This is a genomic window from Haloechinothrix aidingensis, from assembly GCF_013450155.1.
Lineage (GTDB): Bacteria > Actinomycetota > Actinomycetes > Mycobacteriales > Pseudonocardiaceae > Haloechinothrix > Haloechinothrix aidingensis.
On sequence record NZ_JACCKD010000007.1, the window covers coordinates 271,824 to 296,244 of the forward strand.

Here is a 24,421-nt window from a genome sequence, read left to right on the forward strand (position 1 = left end):
AATACTACCTGTACGATCGTCCAGTTAGGTAGCGAGTCGTATGCCACATCGGTGGGACTTAGGGTCCACTCATCGGCTACTGATCGGTAGGAAGCGTTACGCTCCCTGCAAAACCAACTCCCCGACAGCCCGAACGAAAGGCGCCGCTCCATGGGTGCTGTAGAGCTCACGCTCGGCGGGATCGCCGTAGCGGTGAGCATCGTCGCGTGGGCGATGTTCATCACCGCGGTCACCCGTATCGTCCGCACGATCCGCCTCGGCCAGCCCGACTCCAGCCGCAACGGCCCGTTCGTCCCGCGGCTGCTGAACATGTTCAAGGAGTTCGCCGCGCACACGCGGATGAACAAGCTCCGCCACGTCGGGCCATGGCACTGGCTCGTGATGTGGGGCTTCATCCTGGGCGCGATCGTGCTGTTCGAGGCCTACGGCGAAGTCTTCGACCCCGAGTTCCACTGGCCGCTGATCGGGGGCTGGTCCGTGTGGGGCCTGGTCGTCGAGGTGCTCGGCATCGGCACGGTCGCGGGCGGGCTCGCGCTGGCGATCATCCGCCAGCTCAACCACCCCCGTCGCGCCGACCGCCAGTCGCGGTTCGCAGGCTCCAACTTCTGGCAGGCCTACTTCGTCGAGGCCGTCGTGATCATCGAGGGTCTCGGGTTCATCGGGGTACGGACCTTCCAGTTCTCCTCCGGCATCAAGGACCAGCCGCTGTGGAGCAGCTTCCTGACCCAGCCGCTTGCCGAGATCATGCCGTCGAGCCCGGTGATGGTGTCGGTCGCGGCGTTCGTGAAGCTGATGAGTGGCATGATCTGGCTGATCGTGGTCTCCCGGTTCCTCACCATGGGCGTGGCCTGGCACCGGTTCAGCGCCTTCTTCAACATCTACTTCAAGCGCGAGGACGACGGCCGCGTGGCGCTCGGCAAGATCAAGCCGATGCTCAGCGGCGACAAGCCGATCGACTTCGAGGAAGCCGACCCGGAGCAGGACGTCTTCGGCGCGGGTCAGGTCGAGGACTTCAGCTGGAAGGGCTGGCTGGACTTCACCACCTGCACCGAGTGCGGGCGGTGCCAGGATCAGTGCCCGGCATGGAACACCGGCAAGCCGCTGTCGCCGAAGATGATGATCACCCAGCTGCGCGACCACGCGTACGCCAAGGCCCCGTACCTGATGGCCGGCGGCAAGAAGGACATGACCGGTGAGGAGATCGGGCTGAGCGGGGACGACCCGCACAAGAACATCGACGCGCTCGCACTCGCCGAGGCCGAACGGCCGCTGGTGGGTGGCCCCGAGGAGATGGGGGTCATCGACCCCGAGGTGCTGTGGTCCTGCACGAACTGCGGTGCCTGCGTCGAGCAGTGCCCTGTGGACATCGAGCACGTGGACCACATCGTGGACATGCGCCGGTACCAGGTGATGATCGAGTCGAACTTCCCGAGCGAGCTCAGCGGGATGTTCAAGAACCTGGAGAACAAGGGCAACCCGTGGGGTCAGAACGCCAAGGACCGGCTGGACTGGACCAAGGAGCTCGACTTCGAGGTCCCGGTCTTCGAGGGCGAGTGGGGCGACACCGAGTACCTGTTCTGGGTCGGCTGTGCAGGCGCGTTCGAGGACCGCGCGAAGAAGACCACCAAGGCCGTGGCCGAGCTGCTGCACATCGCGGGCGTGAAGTACCAGGTGCTTGGCGCGGAGGAGACCTGCACCGGTGACCCGGCGCGCCGTGCAGGCAACGAGTTCGTGTTCCAGATGCTGGCCCAGCAGAACGTCGAGGTCCTCAACTCCGTCTTCGAGGATGTGGAGCCCCTGCAGCGCAAGATCGTGGTGACCTGCGCGCACTGCTTCAACACGCTGGCCAACGAGTACCCGGAGCTGGGCGGGCAGTACGAGGTCGTGCACCACACGCAGCTGCTCAACCGGCTGGTGCGGGAGAAGCGCCTCACCCCGGTGGCTCCGGTCTCCGAGGGCGTGACCTACCACGACCCGTGCTTCCTCGGCAGGCACAATCAGGTCTACGAGCCGCCCCGTGACCTGGTGGAAGCCTCCGGCGCGCAGTTCCGCGAGATGCCGCGGCACGCCGAGCGCTCGATGTGCTGCGGTGCCGGTGGTGCGCGCATGTGGATGGAAGAGCACATCGGCAAGCGCATCAACGTGGAGCGCGTCGACGAGGCGCTGGGCACGGCGCCGTCGAAGATCGCTACCGGCTGCCCGTTCTGCCGCGTGATGCTCGGCGACGGGGTCACCCAGCGGGAGAACGAGGGCCGGGCCGACAACGTCGAGGTCCTCGACGTGGCACAGCTGCTGCTGTCCTCGGTCAAGCGAGGTGACAAGGAGCCCGCGACCGTGGCCAGCGGCGCCGCGGAGATCGGCGGGGAGGCCGAGCCCAACGGCACGGCCGACCTACCGACCGACGAGGCACCGACCGGAACACCACAGGCCGACGAGGACAAGCCGGAAGGCGAGAAGGACCCGAACAAGGAGCCCTGATCGCCGCCCGCTCTCACGGCATGCAAGCAGGCGCTGACCCGCAGCGGGTCAGCGCCTGCTTGTGTCCGAGCGGTGGAAGTTCTGGTAGGCGCGGCTCGGGGTCGGGCCACGCTGCCCCTGGTAGCGCGAGCCGGCCTGGGCGGTGCCGTAGGGGAAGTCGGCGGAGCTGGACAGCCGGAACAGGCACAGCTGCCCGATCTTCATGCCGGGCCACAGCGTGATCGGCAGGTTCGCGACGTTGGACAGCTCGAGCGTGATGTGCCCGGAGAAGCCGGGGTCGATGAAACCGGCCGTGGAGTGCGTGAGCAGGCCGAGCCTGCCGAGCGAGGACTTGCCTTCCAACCTGCCCGCGAGGTCCACAGGCAGGGTCACCTGCTCGTACGTGGAGGCGAGCACGAACTCGCCGGGGTGCAGCACGAACGGGTCGTCGCCGTCCTGCTCGACCAGCGACGTGAGCTCGTCCTGCTGCAGCGCCGGGTCGATATGGGTGTACTTCGAGTTGTCGAACACCCGGAAGTACCGGTCCAGTCGCACGTCGATGCTGGCAGGCTGAACCATCTCGGCGTCGAACGGATCGAGGCCGAGACGTCCCGCCTCGACGTCTTTGCGGAGGTCTCGGTCACTGAGCAGCACGGCAACACTCTAATCCGGGTGGGAGCCGAACGTGACATTCGGTTCCTTCTATGGAACCGCTGTCACCTTCGGCTCCTTACTTGCGGCGCGTTTTCGCCGCGTTCGACGAGTTCGAGCGCATGTGCGAAGCGTACGTCGGGTCGAGGGGCACGAGCCGGCCCAGCTGGCGCGCGTACGCACCGCGCGCGAACGCGCCCAGCTTCTCCTGCGCCATCGTGGCACCGGGAACGAACGAGCGCACGGTCTCGGTCGCGAAGTTCGCCGCCGCGAGTCCCAGTACCGCCGTCTTGGCGAGCCGCTGGTTGGGCAGGTCGAGGAAGTCGGCGTTGGCATCGCCGAGCAGCATCCGGCTGATCGCGGCATGCAGCCCGGTGGACGCGGTGGAGACGAGGCCGCTCAGCGGCCCGAACCGCTCCCCGATGCCGCTGTGCGACCGTAGCAGCGCGTTCGCCAGGCGCCGGGAGTCCTCGTCGGGGATGAACTCGGTGGAGGCGAGCAACCACAGCATGCGCCACGCGTCGTCCTCCCCTGCGGGCAGCAGGCCCTCGTCGACCCCCATCAGCCAGCCGATGTAGCGCCACAGGTGCAGGATGTCGTCGCGCTCGCGCCGCGCGTAGCGGATGCCGAGCATCTGCGTACCCAGCACGAAGACCTGGGAGAACAGCAGCAGCGTGCCGACCGTCTGTACCTGGTTGACCGGCAGGTCCCACGACTCGTAGTCCCAGTCGTCACGCCGGTTCATGGCCGCGCGGACGTGCGCGTGCACCAGCCGCACGCGCAACGCCGAACAGTAGCCCTTCTCACCGTGGCGCATCGCGCCGGGCGTGGTCACATCCAGCCACCAGGTGGCGGTCTCGATGAGCCGCTTCGGCGCCATGTGTTCCAGATCGCCAGTACTGACCAGCGTCTTCGCCGCGCGGGACGCCAGGTACCCGCCCATCAGCGACATGTCGGCCAGCGGGAACATCCCCAGCAGCCCGGTCCGGGTGATGGCCCGGGCACCGCGCTCCAGGCGGTCGGGATCGACCCAGTACGGGGGCGCCTCGACGTCGGTGAAGAAGGCGACCAACGGCTCCGGGGCATCGCTGACCGAGTCGATGCCCCCGGTGAGAGCCTGCTCGAACAGTTCACGCCCGCGACCGGCAGGTAGCTCCTCCAACAGCTGGACGACCGCGTCCGCCGGCGGGTCGCCCGCCGCCGCGTACATCCGCAGGCGGCGTAGTTGCGCGGGCTCGGCACGCACATCGCCCGTGCTCCACAACGACCTGGCAAGGCGAAGGGGGCCACGGGTGAACAGCTCCGGATCCGGCAGGCGTTCGGTGCCCGCCCCGGTGGTGTCAACGTCGGAACTCACGGCACACCCACCCTCCGCACAGACGAGTCGGACTCGACAACAAGTGTTGTCACTTTTGGGTGCGAGGTCAAGCAGGTGATCTCGACGGGGGAGGGGGTTGAGAACGCCACGAGCGCCTTATGTATGCTATGGAGCCGCGCGCGGATGTAGTTCAATGGTAGAACATCAGCTTCCCAAGCTGAGAACGCGGGTTCGATTCCCGTCATCCGCTCCAACACCAAACCCCCAGGTCACACGGTGTCCACACCAGACCTGGGGGTTTCGTATATGTCCAGTGATGAGACTCGCGTGCCCTCACCGTGCCCTCAAGGGCGCCTACCGGCGTCGCTGCGCGACAAACCCGTGACCCGGCCGCCACGGCACGACCAGCGGCAAGGGCGAAGGGCAGGATAGGGCAGTAGTCAGTGCCGCAAGGACGCTGACATCGGGCGAACTGTGCCGATCATGCGTGGCTCTTCCGCTTTAGTGCATCGCCTTCGAGCCGTCCCGTCGGCAGTGTGCGTCCGCAGAGTGCCGACACGAGATCTTCACCGGCACCGCGCAGCACCGGGCCCGACCCGAACGACCAGTCGAGATCAGTGGCTTGCAGACTGCGACCGGCAATGTCGATGCCGAACGCGTCGTGGACGCCACCATCGGTCAGATCATCGAGAACGACCCGCAGGGACTCCTGCGGTGCCCTACGCGGGAGACCGAGCGGCCCAGTGGCATCGAGGCCGTGGACCAGCGCATGGTTGAGCGCGCCATGCTGGCCACCGCCCGGTGGTGTCCAATGATGCATTACCTCCGAGCGCAGGTTCGCCACCAGCTCTGACGTCGCCAGCTCGGCGTCCTGACGAGCGATCCGGTCAGACAACCGTGTGAAGTCGAAGTCGACTTCGCCGAGCTTGGCCATGAACTCGTCGTCTGAATAGCGTGCGGCCATGGTCATATGGGCGACGACTTCGCGAACTCGCCAGCTCTCACACAGCGAGGGTGTATCCCACTGCTCCTCTGAGATCGAGTTCAGCGCATCGGCGAGGGCGAGAAATTCAGCGGTGATCAGCGTCTGGAGGTCATCGGCCTGCATCGTCATGTCTACACCTCACCAAGTTGAGCGGTCCTGTCACGAGTCAGACCGCAGTCACAACGCAAACTCGTCGGCCTGTGGGTGATTACGTTCCACCGAGTTCGATTCCCGTCACCCGCTCCAACGAAAAAACCCAGTTCACACGGTGTCCACACCAGACCTGGGGGTTTCGTTCACGTCCAGCTCGTGCCGCGAGCTGACCGGCACGGGTGCGCCTGCCCCGCTCGCGTCCGAGTACTCGCCGCAGGACACGCGGCGGCAGCACGGACGAACGGGAGAGGAAGAACGGCCCGAGTTCAGAACCGTGGGGTGACGCGGCGGCCGAGGATGGCGGCAAGCCTGTCGACGGGCGGGGCGTCGTCGGGGACCGGCTGTGGCGGCCCGAACGGGGACCTGTCCGGCGGCACGTCAGCGAGCTTACCGCGGGTGAACTCCAGTGCCCGCTCGACGATCTCGTCGGGGAACCGGAGCTGTTGCCCCGTCGCCCGGGCGAGGTCCCAGCCGTGCACGAGTTCCTCGACGACGCGCAGGTGTACTGCGACGATCCCGGGAACTGTCCCGACGGGGACTTCGAACGTCGATTCGAGCACTCCCGGCTGCCGGAACGCGGCGAGTAGGTCCCCGGCGGCCTCACCGTGGGTGGAGGCGGGATCATCGCCGAGCTTCTCGCCGGCCTTCGGATCCAACGCGCCGGGCGCTGCCGCCGCCGCACCGCGCAATATGCCGGTGAACAGGCGGCTCCCGATGACCATATGGTTGACCAGGTCGCGGACCTGCCACTCCGGGCAGGGGGTGAGGGCACTCCACTGGTCCTGCCGGATATCCGCGACCAGGTCGCCCACGGCACCGAGCGCCGCAGCGAGATCGTCGATGGCAACCGTTGTCATGGGTTCCCTCCCCAGATCGCTGGCAACGTGCCCGAAGAGTACCGGTACGAATTGCCGAGGGCACCTGTAACGGCAGAAGAACCCGGCAACTTGGCGCGGCGAACGGCGGCGATCCACGCGCATGCCCGCCCGCAGGTGAGCGCCACCTTCCAGCGTGATCACCCCGGATACTCGAACTGCAACCGCGGGTTCCAATCGCGCCATCCGCTCCACACACAAGCCCCGGTTCACGCGGTGTCCACACCAGACCTGCCAGCTTCGTCCATCAAGCCCAGGACCAAGCGCGGCGGCGAACGTGCCGCTTCCTCCGAGCAGCCCCGCGTTCGTCGCGATCGACCGGTACTGGCTCGGCGGGTCAGCTCACTCCTCCACACAGCGCGCACCCACCCCGATGCGGGCACGCTCCTGCCGGCCATCGGCACGGACGATGAGCGAGACACATCCCCGGCGAGTCGTGACGTAACCGCCGGCGAAAGTGAGCCATGTCGCGTCCGCCGCGTGGCAGGAAACCCGCAGGTGCCAGGTGAGACGCCCGGGGCTACCCCACGTGATCGCCAGACGATGCCTCTCCTCGGGCGGGACGACGAGGTCGATGGTTCGGTCCGAGCCCGCGACGAGTCCTCGCTTGGCGAAGTAGCGAAGCCGGAGGCCGTTCACCCTCGGCACAGCCTGTAACGGCCCGGACGTGCCCGCATCAGGAAGCGCCGCGACACCGGAGACGACCGCCAGGTCATCAGCCGGGGGATCAGTGCCGATCCGGTCTTCACACTCGACCACGGACGATCTGGCGATCGCGCCAGGCGGGTTCCACAGCGCCGCGCCGGCTGGCGCGATCAGCCCACGGGAACTTGCCGGAGCTGCGCCCGTCGTGTGAACCGAACCCGGGACGGCGGAGCCGCAGCCCGAGGCGAGGAGGCAGGCGCTGACCAGGACAAGCAATACCCTCGATGCCCACGAAGCCGAGTCAGCCATACGATCACACCACTTGGGACAAGCCCACACGGCTAGCACGGAAGCTACCAACCGATCATCCCGGACGCGAGACGCGCGGGAATGGTCGGTGAACCCCACGCGGGGCGTCCAACCGCCACCGATCTCCGGCGGGGCCGACCCCAGCCGCGTGGAGCTCACGTCGCCCCGAGCCCTGCGGAAGGCGCGGCAGGATCAGCTATCCGCCCGCCGGTACGTGCAGATCAGCACGCCGGTCCCGGTCGTCGTGGTCGAGGCCAGCTCGAGCGGGCGGGCCTGACCGCCGTCGGGGAACATGCGCTTGCCGCCACCGAGCAGGATCGGCTCGATCATCAGCCGGTACTCGTCGACGAGGTCGTGTTCGATCAGCTGCGCTGCGAGCGAGGCGCTGCCCATGACTTGCAGCCCCTCGCCGTCCTTGGCGCGCAGCTCGCGCACCGCGCCGATCGCGTCGTCCGCGGGTAGCAGGGCCGAGCCGGGCCACGTGAGGTCGTCCTGGGTGAGCGTGCGGGATGCCACGTACTTGGGGATCTCGTTCATGCGGTCGGCGAACTCGTCACCGGCACGGTCGGGCCAGGCGGCTGCCATCGTCTGCCACGTGCGCCTGCCGAACAGCAGCGCCTCCGTTCGCCCCATGACCTCATCGATCACCTGGCCCATGGTCTCCGGTTCGAAGTACGGCATCGACCAGCCGCCGTGGGTGAACCCGCCCTCGGTGTCCTCCTCGCGCCCGCCGGGCGCCTGCACGACACCGTCCAGGCTCATGAAGTCACTGAGAATGATTTGCATCGTTGCTCCTTTCGTCAGGCGGCCCGGGGTGGGCCGGTCAGCAAGTGAGACTCGGAACGCACGGAATAGTCATCGCCGCGAACGGCCGCCGCACCGAGAACGCCGGGAGTACACCGGGACAACGCCGCCGCGATTCGAGTCGTCGAACCGAGTGCTGGTACGCCTTCGAAGCAACTCAGCCCCCATTTGAAGATCGAACTTCACACACGCACCGTTGTACGCTGTGGCTTCCCCGCCGGATCGTCGACTACTTACTTACCAGGCCATACCGACAAAGTCCACATTCCAGACGTCGCCTTGTCGCAGCCGTTCGGCGACGAGCCGGGCCGCCACCGGCGGAGCGCCGTCACACACAGGCCGGTAGGGAACAGCCGAGTCGACCCCCGCCGCAGGCGGAGGGGTTCCGGGTGTTGATGTGCGGACGCGATACGCACGGTCCACATGTGCACAGGTGCGCGACAGCCGAGACGCCGGCGCCCGGTCCACGTGAGGATGGGGAGATGAACGGTATCGCGATCCGTCCTGCCACGGGGGATGAGTTGGGCGCCGTCGCCGAGCTTCGGTGGGACTGGGTCCTCGAGAACGGTGGGCTGCCAGCAGTCACGCGCGAGGAGTTCACGAAGAGCTTCGCGTCGTGGGCGCGCGAGAACGCCGTCACCCACCGGTGCGTCGTCATGGTGCGCGATGACGAGATCATCGGCATGGCGTGGCTGGCAGTCGTTCAGCGCGTACCGACGCCACATTCCCCGGCACGCGCATCCGGCGACCTGCAGTCGGTGTATATCGTGCCGGAGGAACGCGGCAACGGCCTCGGAAGCCTGCTGATCGACGCGGTTCTTCGGCTCGCGCACGACCGCGGGCTCGAACGCGTCACCGTGCACTCCAGTGTCCGAGCGATTCCCGCGTACTCGCGCCGCGGCTTCGTGACGTCACCCCGGCTGCTACAGGCCGACCTCGCGGACCCGACATAGCGACGACTACCCGGGGCCGGCCGCGCTCATCGGCTTCGGCGAACCGGCAACGCCGCGGGGCATCCCGGGCGGGCCTGATCGGCACCGTCACATCCGGGCACGCGCGACCGATACCGCTCGCCTCCGGATGAACGCGCGCGTTCCACACTCTCGGGTTACGCCGGTCCGGGCCGAGAGGTCTCGACGACGTGCCCACCAGGCGGCGGGCTCGTGGCGTCCTCACCAGCTCGATGCCGCGGCATCCGGCCCGGCTCCGCCTCGCTCCCGAGGACGGTCCAGGGGCGGGGTGCACCTTCCACAACCGGCGGGAGAGCACCGTTCGTGGGAGGTGCCGACGACACGGGGCGTATGTAGCGATCCACGAAGTCGCCTTCACGCCACGGCCACCAGTGGCGGGTACGACCCTCCGGAATGAGCTGGTCCGTGCGGATGGCGATACGCAGCCAGAGCCCGCCGGCGATCAGTCCAGCGACGAGGTCGGTGAACCAGTGGAACTGGAGGTACACCGACACCGCTGTCTGCACGATCGCCATGGCGATGATGAGGTGCACCACTCGCCGGACGACATGCTGCCTGACCGGCTCGTAGCGAGTAACCAGGAACAGAACCAGCCCGTAGAACAGGACGACATTGCCCGCATGACCCGACGGGAAGGCGAGTCCGCCGTAGTCGGAGAAGAACGACGGGTCGTACTCGCGCGGTTGATTCCGTGCGAAGAGGAACTTGAAACCCCAGATCAGACCACTCATCCCCAACACACCGATCGAGCTCACGATGATCGGGCGCCAGGAACGGTGCCGGTACGCGAAGATCAATGTCACGATACCCAGCAGCGGTATCGCGATGAACCGGGATCCGACCTCGTTCGGCACGAACTTGAGGAAATACCAGGCCGCCCCGAGACGCGTCAGCGGGTGCGGCACCTCATTGAGGTAGTTGTCGAGAAAATGCAACGGTCCGGCCGCGAGAGCCGTAACCGTGAGCAGCGCCACCATCAGGACGATGGTGACGCTGTCCAACGACAGCTTCCGGATCATCTCCCGTGCACTCGGCCACGCATTCTCCGGTGGAGACCCGCCACCGTTTCGATTCTCGAATCCCGTCCGGGGCCGAATGCGAGCCGGATCATCGAAGCGTGTCGGGCGATCAGCCGACCGTGACGCCTGCTGCGAGGGCGGGTCAACCGCCGGTGTCCGGGTCATCAACTCACCGCGCTCTCTGGCCAGTCGGGGTCGGCGCTATCGCGACTCGACGATCGGGGCTTCGCGCGATCGTCACAACGAGAGCACTGCTCACAGCGGCACAGCCGTGTGGCGCACCTCCACAAGCGTGCTCCGGCCGAGCTCCCCCGCCGGTCGCTGGTTGACTCGCCCCCGACGACACCCACGTGCTCGGGCGTCTGGATCGCTACCTCGTTGTGCTTGTGAATACCCAGCATAGCAAGCGGCCGGCACCACCCCCGACGCCGTACTGCAAGGGACAGATCGGAAATGACCCGTATCTCGCGGCAGGCCCGCACAATCGCGCGACCGGCGGTTCGGGACCTTCCCGCCCGCCGTCGAAATGATTCCGCAGGGGCTCACACGCACTCCGGGTGCGTGAATCGATCCGCAATGTAACCGTCACGAATCCGGCGTGATCTCACACACCATACCGTTCGATTCCTGACTCCTGCGGCGGACAACGTTCCGGGAGGATGCTGAAGCACCCGGCCGGCGGCAACGGGCACACTCGACCGTCCGCCGAGCCGGCACATATGCTACGACGCGTTACGACGCACTCGTCCGGTTCCGGGACACGCGCGGAAGGGCACCCACGAGCTCCCGTATGCCCGAGGAAACGCCATGAGCATCGAGCACCGCATCGGAGACGTAACCCTCGATATCGTCGAGGGCGACATCACGCGACAGCACGAGTTCGACGCCGTGGTCAACGCGGCGAACGCCCAGCTGACCACCGGCGGAGGTGTCGCGGGGGCGATCCACCGCGCCGCCGGACCCGGTCTCGCCGTGGAGTGCCGCCCGCTGGCTCCCATCCGTCCGGGTGAGGCGGTACTCACCAGCGCACACGAGTTACCGAACAGTCACGTCATCCACTGCCTCGGGCCGGTCTACGGCGCCGATGAGCCGGCCGCCGACCTCCTGGCGTCCTGCTACCGGCAGGCACTCGACCGCGCCGAGCACTACCGGCTCACGGGGGTGGCCTTTCCCGCGCTCTCCACAGGTGCGTTCGGTTACCCGATGGACGAGGCCGCCGAGGTGGCGCTCGGCACGATGCTGGACGCCGCCCCCGGGCTGAGCTCCGTGCGGCGCATCCGATTCGTGCTGCGCGGCCAGGCGGCACTCGACACCCACCGCACGGCGCTGGACCGGCTCACCGGCACCGGAATGTAGGCCGGACCGATGCGCGCGGAGAATTCGCGTGCCGGCCCCACATGCCTGCCAGTACCGTTACCGCATGCGTCCGCTGCTCGTGCCCTACCACCTCGATGACCACCTGCCCGAACTCGATATCCCGGTCGACGCCAGCACCACGATCGAGCGGGAACTGGGGGACGGGAGCCCGTGGGAACGGATGGCGCGGCTCTACGACGCCGTAGCCGAGGACGTGGCCGCGACGGCGCGGCACGGGACGACCCCGATGGTCCTGTCCGGCGACTGCACGACGTCGCTGGGCGCGGTGGCCGGACTGCAACGTGCCGGTACCACTCCCTCGATCGTCTGGTTCGACGCGCACGGCGACCTGCAGACGCTGGAGACGTCCCACTCCGGCTACCTCGGGGGTATCCCGCTGCGCATACTCCTCGGGTACCGCCCGGAGCTGATCAGTGACGCGCTGGGGCTGCACCCGGTCGAGCAGCGCCGGACGGTACTGGTGGACGGTCGCGATCTCGACCCGCCGGAGCAGGAATTCCTGGGCACCTCACCCGTACGGCAGTGTCCCGTCGCGGAGCTGAACGCCTCGACACTGCCCGACGGGCCGATCTACCTGCATGTCGACCTCGACGTGCTGCGCAAGGAGGACGTGCCGAGCCTGGTCTTCCCCACAGAAGGCGGCCCCTCCGCTACGGCCGTCGATGCCGCGCTGGCCGAGGTCCTGGCCAGCGACCGAGTGGTCGCCGTCGGGCTGGCATGCACCTGGCACCCGCAGTGTGGTTCCGCGGAGCGGGTGGCTCGGTTGTGCCCGTCGCTGTTCGGCTGAGCCGTTCGAACCGGCACGATACCGATCAACTCCGCGATGTATCGGGCATGCCGTTCGCGCCCTCGCGAAGCGCCGAGCGAATTTTCAGAAAGTTTTTCTGATTTTTATTGGTTATATGTGATGTAAATCACACAATTATGAATGCACCTTGCAGGGTATCCTAACCCCATTGAGTGATAACTGTGCCGCAATTCCCCATTCCGCACTCACGTGATGTGCAATACGCCACAGGTAGGGGTATGCCTGGCCAGCTGACGATGCCGGTCGACCCGCTCCGGCACACGCCTCGTTGATCGGAGGCACTAGTGAGACCTATATCACCACATTGTGCCGACATATACGCAGGGGGTCGTGCGTCTCAGCTGAGGCAGGGAGTTCGCGGAGAGGGAGTTGGTCATGACTCGTAGTTTCGAATCGCGCGGAACCGCGCAGCACCCGGACCGCGTCGGAGCCGCTCAGCGGCAACGACCGCTGGCGCTCGGTCTGGTCGACACCGTTCCGCTCTTCCGCGACGGGATCAGCGCCCTCGTCGACAGGACGCCGTGGATGAGGTTCGCCGGGCACGCCGCGAGCCAGCAGGGCGCGATCCACATGACCGAGCAGATCCACCCGGACATCGTCCTCGTCGACTCCGGCCTGGACGGCGGCTGCCACCTCTCCCACCTGCTGGCCAAGACCAGCTCATCGGCGCGCGTGGTGGTGCTCATCCGGGAGTCCGACCGCACATCCAGCTACCTGGCCGCGGTGATGGCGGCAGGGGCACACGGCGCCACCCCTCGATGCGCCGAACCGCAGCGGATACTCGATGCCATCCGGCACGCTACACACGCCCGCCGTTACCTCGACCCGTCACTGGCCAACCTCGTCACCCAGAGTCAGACCAACGACCATCTCGACGAGCCGTCGAACGGCTCGGCGCACACCCCGGACCCGAACCTGCTCCGGCTGTCCCGCAGGGAACTCCAGGTTCTGCAACTGATCGCGGAGGGGCTGGAGAACGCGGCCATCGCGAAGGTGCTGTTCCTGTCCGTGGAGACGGTGCGGACGCACGTCAAGAGCATCCTGCGCAAGCTCTCCGCACGCGATCGCACCCATTCGGTCACCATCGCCTTCCGGAACGGGCTGCTCTCGCTGAACACCCCCGAGGCCGAGCTCCCGTCCCAAGCGGGCAGTGTGGACGGCACCGCGGGCACCGACGGAACACGAGGCGACCGGTCCCGTGCCGCACTGGCCGTCTCCGGCGTGCGAGCACCGACGCCGGCGCGCCCCGCATCATGAACCCGCCTCCACGCTCCGAGCCGGTACCGCACGCACTGTGACCATTCAGCCACGGCGCGAGAGGCCCGCGATGCCCTGGACGACGCATTCGTCACAGCGCCTTGCGCGGCCTTGCGGCGCATTACTCGCCAGTAATACAGTTATGTTACTGACCAGTAGCACCGGTCAGCGCGGAAGCACGGTGCGTAACGAGCGCCGGAACGAAGGACCCGGTCAACGAGACTGCCTCGTGCCAAGCAACCACCTCGTCGCCGAGCCACGAACAATACGGAGCGACCAGACATGGGCCACTACAAGAGCAACATCCGCGATCTGGAGTTCAACCTCTTCGAGGTCCTGCGGATTCAGGAGCACCTCGGCACCGGTCCGTTCGCCGAAGCGGATCAGGACGTCACGCGGACTGTGCTGAACGAAGTCAACAATCTCGTTGCCGGCGTCGTGGCCGACGCCTTCGTCGACGGGGACCGCAACCCGCCGGAGTTCCACCCCGAACAAGCCGACGTCACGATGCCCGAGTCCATGAAGCGGGCACTGCGGGCCACCGTCGAGGCCGGGTGGGACCGCATGAGCCTGCCGGTCGAGCTGGGTGGCTTCGGGATCCCGCCCACCGTGGCCTGGTCGGTCTCCGAGCTCTACCTCGGCGCCAATCCCGCGCTGTTCTTCTACATGGCGGGCAAGACGTTCGCCAAGATCCTGCACGAGAACGGCAACGAGGAGCAGAAGCGCTGGGCCGAGATCGCCATCGAGCGCGACTGGGGCTCCACCATGGTGCTCACCGAACCGGACGCGGGTTCCGACGTGGGCGCGGGTCGCGCGAAGGCCGTCAAGCAGGACGACGGCTCCTGGCACATCGAGGGCGTCAAGCGGTTCATCACCGGTGCCGCGCAGGACGACATGACGGAGAACATCTTCCACCTGGTGCTCGCCCGGCCGGAGGGGCCGGACATCGAGCCCAAGCCCGGCACGAAGGGCCTCGGGCTGTTCTTCGTCCCCGCGCACCACTTCGATGCCGAGACCGGTGAGCTCACCGGCGAGCGCAACGGCGTCTACGTCACCGGCGTCGAGCACAAGATGGGCATCAAGGCCTCCACCACCTGTGAACTGACCTTCGGCCAGCACGGCACACCCGCCAAGGGCTGGCTGGTCGGCGACAAGATCGACGGCATCGCGCAGATGTTCGACGTGATCGAGCACGCCAGGATGATGGTCGGCACCAAGGCCATCTCGACCCTGTCCACCGCCTACCTCAACGCGCTCGAGTTCGCCAAGGAGCGTGTGCAGGGTGCGGACATGACGCAGATGGTCGACAAGACCGCCCCGCGGGTGACCATCACGCACCACCCGGACGTCCGGCGCGCGCTGATGACGCTGAAGTCCTACTCCGAGGGCATGCGGGCGCTGTACCTGTACACGGCGTCCTACCAGGACAAGATCATGCTCGGGAAGGCGTCCGGCGAGGATGTCGACCTCGCCGAGCGGGTCAACGACCTGCTGCTGCCGATCGTCAAGGGTGGCGGCTCGGAGCGCAGCTGGACGCTGCTGGGCACCGAGGCGCTGCAGACGCTCGGCGGGTCCGGCTTCCTGCAGGAGTACCCCATCGAGCAGTACATCCGGGACGGCAAGATCGACACCCTCTACGAGGGCACCACCGCCATCCAGTCGCTGGACTTCTTCTTCCGCAAGGTCGTCCGCGACAAGGGACAGGCGCTGACCCACGTGGCGGGCGAGATCACGCAGTTCATCGACTCCGAGGCCGGTAACGGCCGCCTCAAGGAGGAGCGTGCGCTGCTCAAGCAGGCCCTGGACGACGTGCAAGGCATGGTCGGGGCCATGATCGGCGAGCTGACCGCCTCGCAGGAGGAGCAGGAGAACGTCTACAAGATCGGCCAGCACTCGGTGCGCCTGCTGCTGTCCACCACGGACCTGCTCGTCGGCTGGCAGCTACAGCGCCAGGCGGAGATCGCCCTCGCCGCGCTGGACAACGGCGCGAGCGAGAAGGACAAGCCCTTCTACGAGGGTAAGGTCGCGGCCGCGTCGTTCTTCGCCAAGACCGTGCTGCCCGAGCTGTCCTCCCGCCGCAAGATCGTGGAGTCGGCCGACAACACGCTGATGAACCTCGACGAAGCAGCGTTCTGAGTTACCCGGGCTTGAATGACGCTGTCAGTCCGCCTGGCGGACTGACAGCGTCATTCAGCCTTCCTAGTCGTCCTCGCCGTCGGTGCAGACGATCTTGGGCTTCGGGTTGTACGTGACGGTTTCCGACTCGCGGCGCACGACCTCCCCGGTGTCGGGGTCGCGCAGGATCCGCGTGTTGGTTGCCGTGAAGCCCGCGATACCGGCGGACGGCTCGCAGTCCGGGTCGTCGATGCGACGTTCCGACGGCTCAACCACATCGGAGCGGTCGCTGGTCACCGAGTCGACGTCGTACCGCTTCGTCCCCCAGATGCGCACCGTGATGCTGCTCGGCGTCCAGTTGGTCTGGATGGCCACACCGGTCTCCGCGTCGTTGGTGAACGCCAGGTCGATCCCGCCACCGCCGGCAGCCTGGAACACTGTGGCCTCGCGTGCCATCGGGTAACGGCTGATGTAGTAGCTGTGCGGCGAGTGCCCGGCATCCCGCAGGCCCGCGAAGTACGCCGCGTTGTACAGCGTCGTGGCGAACTGCGAGATGCCGCCACCGACCGCCCGGCCGGGCACACCGTTCTCGATGATGCCCGCGTCGACATACCCCTGCGCCTCGGTGCGCGGTCCGGTGTGCTGGTTGAGGCTGAACGTCTCACCCGGCTTGACGATGGCCCCGTCGACCTGCTGCGCCACCCGACGGATGTTGATCCCCGAATCCTTCGCGAAATCCTCGGTGGTGAACTCGCCGATCACCTCGTCGATGCCGAGTGCCTCCGCCTCCTCGGTCGTGACCTCCGGCTCGTCGTCGGTGTAGGTCACATCGATCTCGCGATCCCCGGTGCGCACGAGGACATCCATGAACGGCTCGAGGGTGGGCTCCCAGTCGACGACCCGCCCTTCCTCGGAGGGCTCCACGGTGGGCTTCCCGCCCGAGAAAACGATCTCCGCGTCGCGAGCCTCATCCTCGGTGTCGGCCAGCTGCGGCTGCAGCGCCTCCTCGAGAGCCTCGTTGTCGACCTCGGCCTCCAACGAGCCGTCCTCGCCCGGCGTGAAGGTCAGCACCTCGCCGATATCCACCGGGCGCAGCCGGGCATCGTCGCCCTCGCCCCGGAACGTGACCGGGCCGGACACCGCCGGTTCGGCCACCGACCGCAGTGTCTCCTGGACGGCCGCTGCGTCCACCTCGGCCGGTTCGACCTCGACCTCCAGCTCGACGCCGTCCCGATCCAGCCAGGACGTGCGCACTGTCTCCGCCGCGCCCTCGATGCTGGTGAGCTCCTGCCCCGGCATGGGCTCGACCGCGACCGCCTCGACGTCGCCATCGCTATCCGGGACGGGTTCGAACTCGATACCGCCCTCTTCCTTCTCGCGGTGGAGCTCCTCCGCGGCGAGTTCATCCAGCGTCGAGACCAGCCGCTCCTCGTCGGCGCTACCGACGACACCGATCTCACGGGTGGTGAAGAACGAGGTCACCCTGGTGATCGGGTTCAACGGCTGCCGCCCGATCTGCTCCAGCGTGCCCTGCCAGTTCACGTTGAGCCCGGCGGCCTGGGGATCCAGCTCCGCTTCCATCTCGCCCGCGGTGATCGAGACCGGTTCGGACGTCCGCGGACGCAGCTCATCCTGCAGCTTGCTCTCGGCTGCCTCCTCGCTCATGCCGCCGACGGAGACGCCCGCGACGGTAACGCCACGCGGCACATCCCCGGCCGAGAGCAGCAAGTCGGCCGCATAGACAAGCGCGAGAACGCCGAGCACGCTCCCCGCGACGAGCAACGGCCTGCGCAGCCTGCGGCGCCAGCCACCAGACGGGCCGTCGCCCCCGTCATCACCGGCACCGCCCGCGGCACCCGCGGACGCGAACCCGGCCGTGTCATCGGTGGCACCAGTGGCGTTGCCACCGGTCTCGTGGTGCGCGATGCGGGCCGGGTCGACGGCTACCGGGGCGATGACCGGGGTGAGGGCATCGGTGCTCCCGTCGGTGACCGCGTCGAACGTGGTCGTGACTTCCTGGTCACCCACCCCGGCCGGTTCCACCCGGTCGGTGACCGCGGGCATCGCCTGGGTGATCTCCGGTGCCGCGACCGGCATCGCCATCGTCGTCGACTCGTCGACAGCTCCCGTGACCGGTACCTGACCGACCGTGGTGGCGTCCGGATCCGGCTTCCCACCGGTGACGGGTTCGTACTCGGCCGTCGCCGGTTCGGACTCCTCGACCGGCCAATGACCCGCCGTATCCTGCTCGTCCGGTTCGGCGGAGCCGGTGGCGTCCGGCTCCGGCTCGGCAGGCCAGGTGACCGCCGTATCCGGCCCATCCGGCAGGGCGCCGTCCTGCCGCACATCCTCCGAACCAGCCTGCTGCGTGCTCTCCGGCTGGGTGCTCTCGGGCTGGGCGTGCTCCGGCTCGGGGCTCGCGGGCTCAGCTCCGTCCGGCTCGGCATCGTCCGGAACGGCACCCCCCGAGGCAGCGGCGTCCGGCTCCGCGCTCTCCGACTCCGCGCTCTCCGGATCGGCAGCGCCCGGCTCCGCGTTCTCCGGCTGATCTTCCTCCGGCGGCCGGTCTTCCTCCGCCCGGGCGTCGTCCGGCTCCGGCAGCGGGGTCCCCGGTGTCGTGGGGTCCTCGGTCGCGGCCGACTCTGCCGGATCGCTCTCCGGCTCGTACTCCCGTTCCGCGTCGTCATCCCCGCCGGCGACCGTGGCATCCGGCACGGAACCGTGCTCTGTAGCTGGTTGCTGGTCGCCTGGCTCGTCCCCGTCCGAGTCCGCAGTCGGCCACTCGTGTTCCTCCGGCACCGATTTACCCTCCCGCGCTACAAGTACAAGCCAGTGCCGTGCTCCGTACGTTCGCTGGCGATCGCGTGTACATCGCGCTCACGCATGACCAGGTAGGCCTTACCGTGAATCTCGACCTCGAGTTGATCCTCGGGGTTGAAGAGCACGCGGTCGTTCACCTTAACGTTTCGGACATTGTTCCCCACACCGAGGACATCACCCCATTCGAGGCGCCGCGCCACCTGCGCGGTTGCCGGTATGACGATTCCCCCGCTGCTGCGACGCTCTCCCTCGTCGTCCGGGACGTGCACGAGCAGCCGGTCGTGCAGCAGCTGGATTTCGAGCTTCGAATCACCACTGGGAGCGAGGTGGGAGTCTGACACGCCCGACATGCTACTTGTATGCGTTGCGCTGCATGGTAGCGGTCGGAGCGGGACAACGTCTCAGGGCGTTACGGCGCGCCCCAACCCACGGTACGTCCAGCCCGCGGCCTCCCAGCGCGCCATATCGAGCGCGTTGCGCCCGTCGACGATGTAACGCTGAGCGACGACATCACCCAGTTTGGCCGGGTCGGTGTCGCGGAACTCCCGCCACTCGGTGAGGTGCAGGACCACGTCCGCACCGGCACACGCGTCGACGATCGAGTCCGCGTAGTCCAGCGTCGGGAAGTACCGGCTGGCGTTCTCCATCGCCTTCGGGTCGTACACCCGCACCTGCGCCCCCTGCAGCTGGATCAGCCCGGCGACGTTCAGCGCGGGCGAGTCACGAACGTCGTCCGAGTTGGGCTTGAACGCCGCCCCCAGCACGGCTACCCGCTTGCCGACGAACGTCCCGCCGCAGCACTCTCGCGCGAGGTCGACGGTACGCGTGCGCCTGCGGATATTGATCGCATCGACCTCCCGCAGGAACGTCAGCGCCTGATCGGCCCCGAGCTCGCCGGCGCGGGCCATGAACGCGCGGATGTCCTTGGGCAGGCACCCACCCCCGAAACCGATCCCGGAGTTGAGGAACTTCCTGCCGATCCGGTCGTCGTAGCCGATGGCGTCGGCGAGCATCGTCACGTCGCCCCCGGCATGCTCGCACAGCTCGGCCATCGCGTTGATGAACGAGATCTTGGTGGCCAGGAAGGCGTTCGCCGCCACCTTGGCGAGCTCGGCTGTGGCGAAGTTGGTCACCAGGAACGGGGTCCCCGCAGCGATCTGCTCGGCGTAGACCTCCCGCAGGGTGGCCTCGGCGCGCTCCGAGGCCACCCCGATCACCAGCCGGTCGGGCTTGAGCGTGTCCTCCACCGCGAAACCTTCGCGCAGGAACTCCGGGTTCCAGGACAGCTCGGCCTCGGATCCCACAGGGGCCAGCTCGGCGACACGGTCGGCGAGGACCGCGGCCGTGCCGACCGGCACCGTGGACTTGCCGACGATGAGGCAGGCGCGACGCAGGTGCGGGGCGAGCCCCTCGATCACGTCCTCCACGTACGAGACGTCCGCGGCGAACTCGCCCTTGCGTTGTGGCGTGCCCACGCAGATGAAGTGCACGTCGCCGAACTCCGCGGCCTCGGCGTAGGAGGTCGTCAGGCGCAACCTGCCGTCCTCGACGTGCTTGCGCAGCAGCGGCTCGAGGTCGGGTTCGTAGAACGGAACGCGCCCCTCGTTCAACGAAGCGATCTTGTCCGCGTCGACGTCCAGGCCGACAACCTCGAAGCCCAGCTCGGCCATGCAGACCGCGTGGGTCGTACCGAGGTATCCGGTTCCGATAACGGTGATGCGCTGTGTCACGTTCTTCTCCCTCGAGATCGGCAAAGCAGCGTCGCCGACGACCTCTGCGCCTGTACCCCGGCCGCGTTGTGCACACCGACCGGACCGCCGTCATCGTCCCAGCCCCCATGCGGTCGCCAACCGAGAGCCGCCCCGTGCACGGCACCGCCCGCAGGCAGGCGGACCCGCGGGAATACTATCCACGGGCAGCGAGCGCGCTACGCGCGGAAGCCGATCGCAGGATACCGTTCCGGTGGTTCGCGACACACGCTACGGCTCGCGAGATCACAGTACGCCTCAGCGATGGGTAAACTTCATTACACTATGGAAGCTACTCCGGCGCCGTCACCGAGCCCGCAACCCGACGCTGGGCTACCCGGCATCTCGGTGATCATGCCCGTGCTGAACGAGGAACGTCACCTCAAGGCCGCGGTCACCGCGGTGCTCGAGCAGGACTACCCCGGCCCGGTCGAAGTGATCGTGGCGCTCGGGCCCTCCTCGGACGGCACCGACCGGATCACCGCGGAGCTCACCGCCGCCGACCCGCGCGTCCGCACGGTGCGCAACCCGGAAGGCACCACGCCACGCGGGCTCAACCGTGCGCTGAAGGAAGCCTCTTACGACATCGTCGTCCGGGTGGACGGTCACGCGGTGCTGCCATCGGGTTACCTCAGTACCGCCGCACGGGTGCTGGAGGAGACGGGTGCGGACAACGTCGGCGGGATCATGGCCGCAGAGGGCACCACACCCGTCGAGAAGGCGGTTGCCTGCGCCATGAACAGCTGGCTGGGCGTGGGGGGTGCGCGCTTCCACCTCGGCGGCACCCCGGGGCCCGCCGAGACCGTCTACCTCGGGTCGTTCCGACGCTCGGCGCTCGACCGAGTCGGTGGCTTCGACGAGGACCTGGCACGCGCCCAGGACTGGGAGCTCAACCTCCGCATCCGCCGGTCCGGCGGCACCGTGTGGTTCACCCCCGATATGCGCGTGTCGTACCGCCCCAGGGGGGACATCCGTGGCTTGGCCAGGCAGTTCTTCCGCACCGGGCAGTGGCGCCGTGCCGTGGTGCGGCGGCACGCCAAGACGCTGAGCCTGCGCTACCTCGCGCCGCCGCTGGCACTGGCCGGTATCGCCGGCGGCCTGGTAGCAGGAGCGGCGGGTTTCGTTCCGGCGTTCGTGCTGCCCGGGGGATACGCCGTGCTGATCGTCGCCGGTTCGGCGATCACCGGACGCGGCGAGAGCCCCGGCGTCCGTGCCCGGCTGCCGCTGGTGTACGCGGTGATGCACACCGCGTGGGGCGCCGGATTCATCTTCAGCCCGCGCAGGCTGGGGTAACCCCGCCGCCTGCTCGCCGGACGGTGTGGGAGCCGAATGTCACGTCGGGCTCCTTCTAAGGAACCAAGGTCACCTTCGGCTCCCACAAAACTTCTTTCTCGATCGGTGCCGCGCGCTGTCGATCCGGCACGAAGCCGTTCGTATAGCGGGTGAGAAGCCGGAACGCAGGGCGACTCACCGGACCGGCACCGGGCGCTGCTGCAACGGACGTGGCACGCGGTGACCGGCTCGGATGGTGTGTACCACCCCTGTACCGGCGTAACGTCACGATCGAGCAAGAAGGGACACCCGATGAGCCAGTACCTGCTCAGCATCTACCAGCCGGACGGCGACGCACCCGCGCCCGAGGTACTCGAACCGATCATGCGAGACGTCGAGGCCGTGAACCAGCGGATGCGGGACGCCGGAGCGTGGGTCTTCGGCGGCGGCCTGCACCCACCCGACACGGCCACCGTCGTGCGGGCCAGCGACACCGAGGCACTCACGACGGACGGCCCGTACCTCGAAGGCAAGGAGCACATCGGCGGGTTCACCGTCATCACGGCACCGGATCTCGACGCCGCGCTCGAATGGGGCCGCAAGCTCGCTCAGGCGACCACCCTTCCGATCGAGGTCAGGCCGCTGGCAGACGGGACAGGTGGGTGATCTCGGACGTGCCCGGCCCGTCCATCCCGGAGATCGAACGCGTATTCCGCGAGGAGTACGGCCGAGCCGTGGCCGTCCTGGTCCGCGTCTGCGGTGACATCCACGTCGCCGAGGAGGCGGTCCAGGACGCGTTCACCACCGCGGTGCGGCGGTGGCCGTCCACCGGACTACCCCCGAGCCCGGCCGGATGGATCATCACCACCGCCCGCAACCGCGCGATCGACCGGCTCCGCAGGGAGTCGTCCCGGCAGGACCGGCACGCACAGGCCGCCCTGCTCGGTTCACCAGCGGACGCCGGAGGCATCGACACGGGGCACGAGGACCGGGACGGCGCCGTGCGTGACGACCAGCTGCGCCTGATCTTCACGTGCTGTCACCCGGCGCTGTCGCGTGACGCCCGGGTGGCGCTGACGCTCCGGTTACTGGGTGGACTGTCCACCGTGGATATCGCGCGAGCCTTCCTTGTGCCCGAGAAGACCATGGCGCAGCGGCTGGTCCGCGCGAAGCGCAAGATCCGCGATGCGGGGATCCCGTACCGGGTGCCGCGCGAGGCCGACCTCCCGGATCGGCTGGACGCGGTGCTGGCCGTCGTCTACCTCATCTTCAACGAGGGCTACACGGCCGGCTCCGGCGAGTCCCTCGTCCGCGAGGACCTCAGCTCGGAGGCGATCCGCCTCGGCCGTATCCTCGCCGGGCTGATGCCGGACGAGCCGGAGGTCATGGGGCTGCTGGCACTCATGCTGCTGACCGAGTCGCGCCGGGCCGCGCGCACGACCGGCGCAGGCGCTCTCGTGCCCCTCGCCGAGCAGGACCGCCGGCGCTGGGATCACGAGCTCATCGCCGAAGGCCAGGCCGTCGTGCGCGCGTGCCTGCGGCGGGACCGGCCGGGCCCGTACCAGATCCAGGCGGCGATCAACGCAGTGCACAGCGATGCGGCGAGCATCGCGAGTACGGACTGGCGGCAGATCGTCCAGCTGTACGACCAGCTGCTGGCACTCGCCCCGAACCCGGTGGTGGCGCTGCACCGCGCGGTCGCGGTTGCCGAGTTCGAGGGACCGGAAGCGGCTCTCGCGCTCGTCGACGACCTCGATCTCGACCGGTACTACCTGCTGCACGCGACCCGCGCCGACCTGCTGCGCCGCATGGGGAGGGAGATCGAGGCGGCGCGAGCGTACGAGGCAGCGATCGCCCGCACCGGCAACGCCGCGGAGCGCGCCTTCCTCCGGAGCCATCGCGAGACGCTGGCCGGCAGCTGAGCGCACCCTGTTGCGCATCGCCGGCTCAGCCGAGCGTGCCCTCGAGGTCAGCGACACGGTGCTCGCCGCAAACCGGCACGAGTCGCGCTACGAGCTGCCGGCAGAGTGACCGGGATCACCAGCGTTTCCCGGCGAAAGTGCCGTCGGAAGCGATGAGTTCCGCCGCTGTCGCGGGTCATCCCTGGGACAGGCACCCGAACCGGTTGGGAGGAACCCATGGGTCAGGTTTTTGTCGATATGGCGATATCGCTCGACGGCTTCATCGCCGGGCCGAACGCCGCACCGCACAACCCCCTCGGTGACGGTGGTACTCGCATGCACGAGTGGATGTTCGGCATGCGGACCTGGCGTGAGCGTATGGGCCTGTCCGGTGGGGACACCGGCAGTGACGACGACATCGTCCGGGAAACCTTCGACAGGGCGGGCGCCAACGTGATGGGGCGCCGCATGTTCGACGAGGGCGAGGTCAACTGGCCGGACCCGCCACCGTTCTACGCTCCGGTGTTCGTGCTCACCTCCGCACCGCGCGAACCGTGGGAGCGGCAAGGGGGCACCACCTTCACGTTCGTCACCGAGGGCATCCACAGCGCGGTGAAGCAGGCCCGGGCGGCAGCGGGTGACAAGGACGTGCAGATATCCGGCGGGGCGGACACCGTCCGGCAAGCCCTCGAGGCGGGTCTCGTGGACGAGATCCAGCTGCACCTGACGCCGATCCTGCTGGGTTCCGGCATCCGGCTGTTCGACGGGATCGACACCGGCACGTTCACCCTGGAATCCACACGGGTCGCGGAGTCGGCCAAAACGACCCACCTGCGGTACCGGGTCAGCGTGTAGCGCCCGCCCAGCGTTCCAGGCTGGCGACGAAGTGGCGGGCATGGTGTGGCCAGGAGTACTCGGCCAGGGCCGCCTCGTGCC

The 24,421-nt window shown here is 67.9% G+C and carries 20 protein-coding genes and 1 tRNA gene; 11 read left to right on the forward strand and 10 right to left on the reverse strand.

Going from position 1 to position 24,421, the window contains the following annotated elements; genetic code table 11:
• The first annotated feature begins 150 nt into the window (after positions 1-150).
• A complete protein-coding gene (locus H0B56_RS18905; protein WP_180894423.1) occupies positions 151-2,478 on the forward strand; it encodes a 4Fe-4S dicluster domain-containing protein in 2,328 nt (775 codons plus the stop codon).
• A gap of 48 nt (positions 2,479-2,526) precedes the next feature.
• Here H0B56_RS18905 and dcd read toward each other — a convergent pair whose 3' ends face one another.
• On the reverse strand, positions 2,527-3,111 hold the full coding sequence (dcd, locus tag H0B56_RS18910) for a dCTP deaminase (RefSeq protein ID WP_180894424.1): 585 nt from the start codon (positions 3,109-3,111) through the stop codon (positions 2,527-2,529).
• Between the two features lie 76 nt (positions 3,112-3,187).
• Entirely contained in the window at positions 3,188-4,465 is a 1,278-nt protein-coding gene (locus H0B56_RS18915) for an oxygenase MpaB family protein (protein WP_343063956.1), read from the reverse strand.
• A 140-nt stretch (positions 4,466-4,605) separates the two neighbouring features.
• Between H0B56_RS18915 and H0B56_RS18920 the strand changes: the two genes are divergently transcribed.
• Positions 4,606-4,679: transfer RNA gene (locus H0B56_RS18920), tRNA-Gly, on the forward strand.
• Between the two features lie 228 nt (positions 4,680-4,907).
• Here H0B56_RS18920 and H0B56_RS18925 read toward each other — a convergent pair.
• From H0B56_RS18925 to H0B56_RS18940, 4 genes are all read right to left on the reverse strand, one after another.
• Positions 4,908-5,540 carry a maleylpyruvate isomerase family mycothiol-dependent enzyme gene (locus tag H0B56_RS18925; protein ID WP_180894425.1) on the reverse strand — a complete coding sequence of 211 codons (633 nt, stop codon included), beginning with the start codon at positions 5,538-5,540 and terminating at the stop codon, positions 4,908-4,910.
• Positions 5,541-5,830: 290 nt separating this feature from the next.
• Positions 5,831-6,421 (reverse strand): TIGR03086 family metal-binding protein, encoded by a 591-nt coding sequence (locus H0B56_RS18930; protein ID WP_180894426.1) that lies wholly within the window; start codon positions 6,419-6,421, stop codon positions 5,831-5,833.
• Positions 6,422-6,781: 360 nt separating this feature from the next.
• Complete coding sequence (locus H0B56_RS18935) at positions 6,782-7,198, reverse strand: hypothetical protein (protein ID WP_180894427.1); 417 nt, start codon at positions 7,196-7,198, stop codon at positions 6,782-6,784.
• Positions 7,199-7,585: 387 nt separating this feature from the next.
• A complete protein-coding gene (locus H0B56_RS18940) occupies positions 7,586-8,179 on the reverse strand; it encodes a dihydrofolate reductase family protein (protein WP_180894428.1) in 594 nt (197 codons plus the stop codon).
• 500 nt (positions 8,180-8,679) lie between these two features.
• Between H0B56_RS18940 and H0B56_RS18945 the strand changes: the two genes are divergently transcribed.
• Positions 8,680-9,150: a GNAT family N-acetyltransferase gene (locus tag H0B56_RS18945; RefSeq protein WP_180894429.1), complete on the forward strand. Its 471-nt coding sequence runs from the start codon at positions 8,680-8,682 to the stop codon at positions 9,148-9,150.
• Between the two features lie 155 nt (positions 9,151-9,305).
• Here the strand turns inward: H0B56_RS18945 and H0B56_RS18950 are convergent, their stop codons facing one another.
• Positions 9,306-10,187, reverse strand: coding sequence for a phosphatase PAP2 family protein (locus tag H0B56_RS18950; protein WP_219632894.1), 882 nt, complete (start codon positions 10,185-10,187; stop codon positions 9,306-9,308).
• Between the two features lie 807 nt (positions 10,188-10,994).
• Between H0B56_RS18950 and H0B56_RS18955 the strand changes: the two genes are divergently transcribed.
• The 4 genes from H0B56_RS18955 (at position 10,995) to H0B56_RS18970 (ending at position 15,765) form a co-directional block, all read left to right on the forward strand.
• Positions 10,995-11,543, forward strand: coding sequence for a macro domain-containing protein (locus H0B56_RS18955; RefSeq protein WP_219632895.1), 549 nt, complete (start codon positions 10,995-10,997; stop codon positions 11,541-11,543).
• A 64-nt stretch (positions 11,544-11,607) separates the two neighbouring features.
• The gene (locus H0B56_RS18960) at positions 11,608-12,351 is read left to right on the forward strand and encodes an arginase family protein (protein WP_180894431.1); all 744 of its coding nucleotides are present in this window, start codon (positions 11,608-11,610) and stop codon (positions 12,349-12,351) included.
• Between the two features lie 396 nt (positions 12,352-12,747).
• On the forward strand, positions 12,748-13,629 hold the full coding sequence (locus H0B56_RS18965; protein ID WP_180894432.1) for a LuxR C-terminal-related transcriptional regulator: 882 nt from the start codon (positions 12,748-12,750) through the stop codon (positions 13,627-13,629).
• 282 nt (positions 13,630-13,911) lie between these two features.
• Entirely contained in the window at positions 13,912-15,765 is a 1,854-nt protein-coding gene (locus H0B56_RS18970) for an acyl-CoA dehydrogenase (RefSeq protein ID WP_180894433.1), read from the forward strand.
• Between the two features lie 63 nt (positions 15,766-15,828).
• Here the strand turns inward: H0B56_RS18970 and H0B56_RS23545 are convergent, their stop codons facing one another.
• The 3 genes from H0B56_RS23545 to H0B56_RS18985 are packed head-to-tail and all read right to left on the reverse strand — an operon-like array spanning position 15,829 to position 20,294.
• The gene (locus H0B56_RS23545; RefSeq protein WP_343063957.1) at positions 15,829-18,543 is read right to left on the reverse strand and encodes a VanW family protein; all 2,715 of its coding nucleotides are present in this window, start codon (positions 18,541-18,543) and stop codon (positions 15,829-15,831) included.
• 17 nt (positions 18,544-18,560) lie between these two features.
• Positions 18,561-18,914, reverse strand: coding sequence for a GroES family chaperonin (locus tag H0B56_RS18980; RefSeq protein WP_180894434.1), 354 nt, complete (start codon positions 18,912-18,914; stop codon positions 18,561-18,563).
• Between the two features lie 51 nt (positions 18,915-18,965).
• On the reverse strand, positions 18,966-20,294 hold the full coding sequence (locus H0B56_RS18985) for a nucleotide sugar dehydrogenase (RefSeq protein ID WP_180894435.1): 1,329 nt from the start codon (positions 20,292-20,294) through the stop codon (positions 18,966-18,968).
• Between the two features lie 303 nt (positions 20,295-20,597).
• On the opposite strand from H0B56_RS18985, the gene H0B56_RS18990 reads away from it, so the two are divergent.
• The 4 genes from H0B56_RS18990 (at position 20,598) to H0B56_RS19005 (ending at position 24,340) form a co-directional block, all read left to right on the forward strand.
• A complete protein-coding gene (locus H0B56_RS18990) occupies positions 20,598-21,605 on the forward strand; it encodes a glycosyltransferase family 2 protein (protein WP_180894436.1) in 1,008 nt (335 codons plus the stop codon).
• Positions 21,606-21,896: 291 nt separating this feature from the next.
• Entirely contained in the window at positions 21,897-22,250 is a 354-nt protein-coding gene (locus tag H0B56_RS18995) for a YciI family protein (RefSeq protein WP_180894437.1), read from the forward strand.
• Complete coding sequence (locus tag H0B56_RS19000; protein ID WP_343063958.1) at positions 22,247-23,506, forward strand: RNA polymerase sigma factor; 1,260 nt, start codon at positions 22,247-22,249, stop codon at positions 23,504-23,506. Before H0B56_RS18995 ends, H0B56_RS19000 begins: the two co-directional genes overlap by 4 nt.
• A 216-nt stretch (positions 23,507-23,722) precedes the next feature.
• Positions 23,723-24,340 carry a dihydrofolate reductase family protein gene (locus tag H0B56_RS19005; RefSeq protein ID WP_180894439.1) on the forward strand — a complete coding sequence of 206 codons (618 nt, stop codon included), beginning with the start codon at positions 23,723-23,725 and terminating at the stop codon, positions 24,338-24,340.
• The last annotated feature ends 81 nt before the right edge of the window (positions 24,341-24,421 follow it).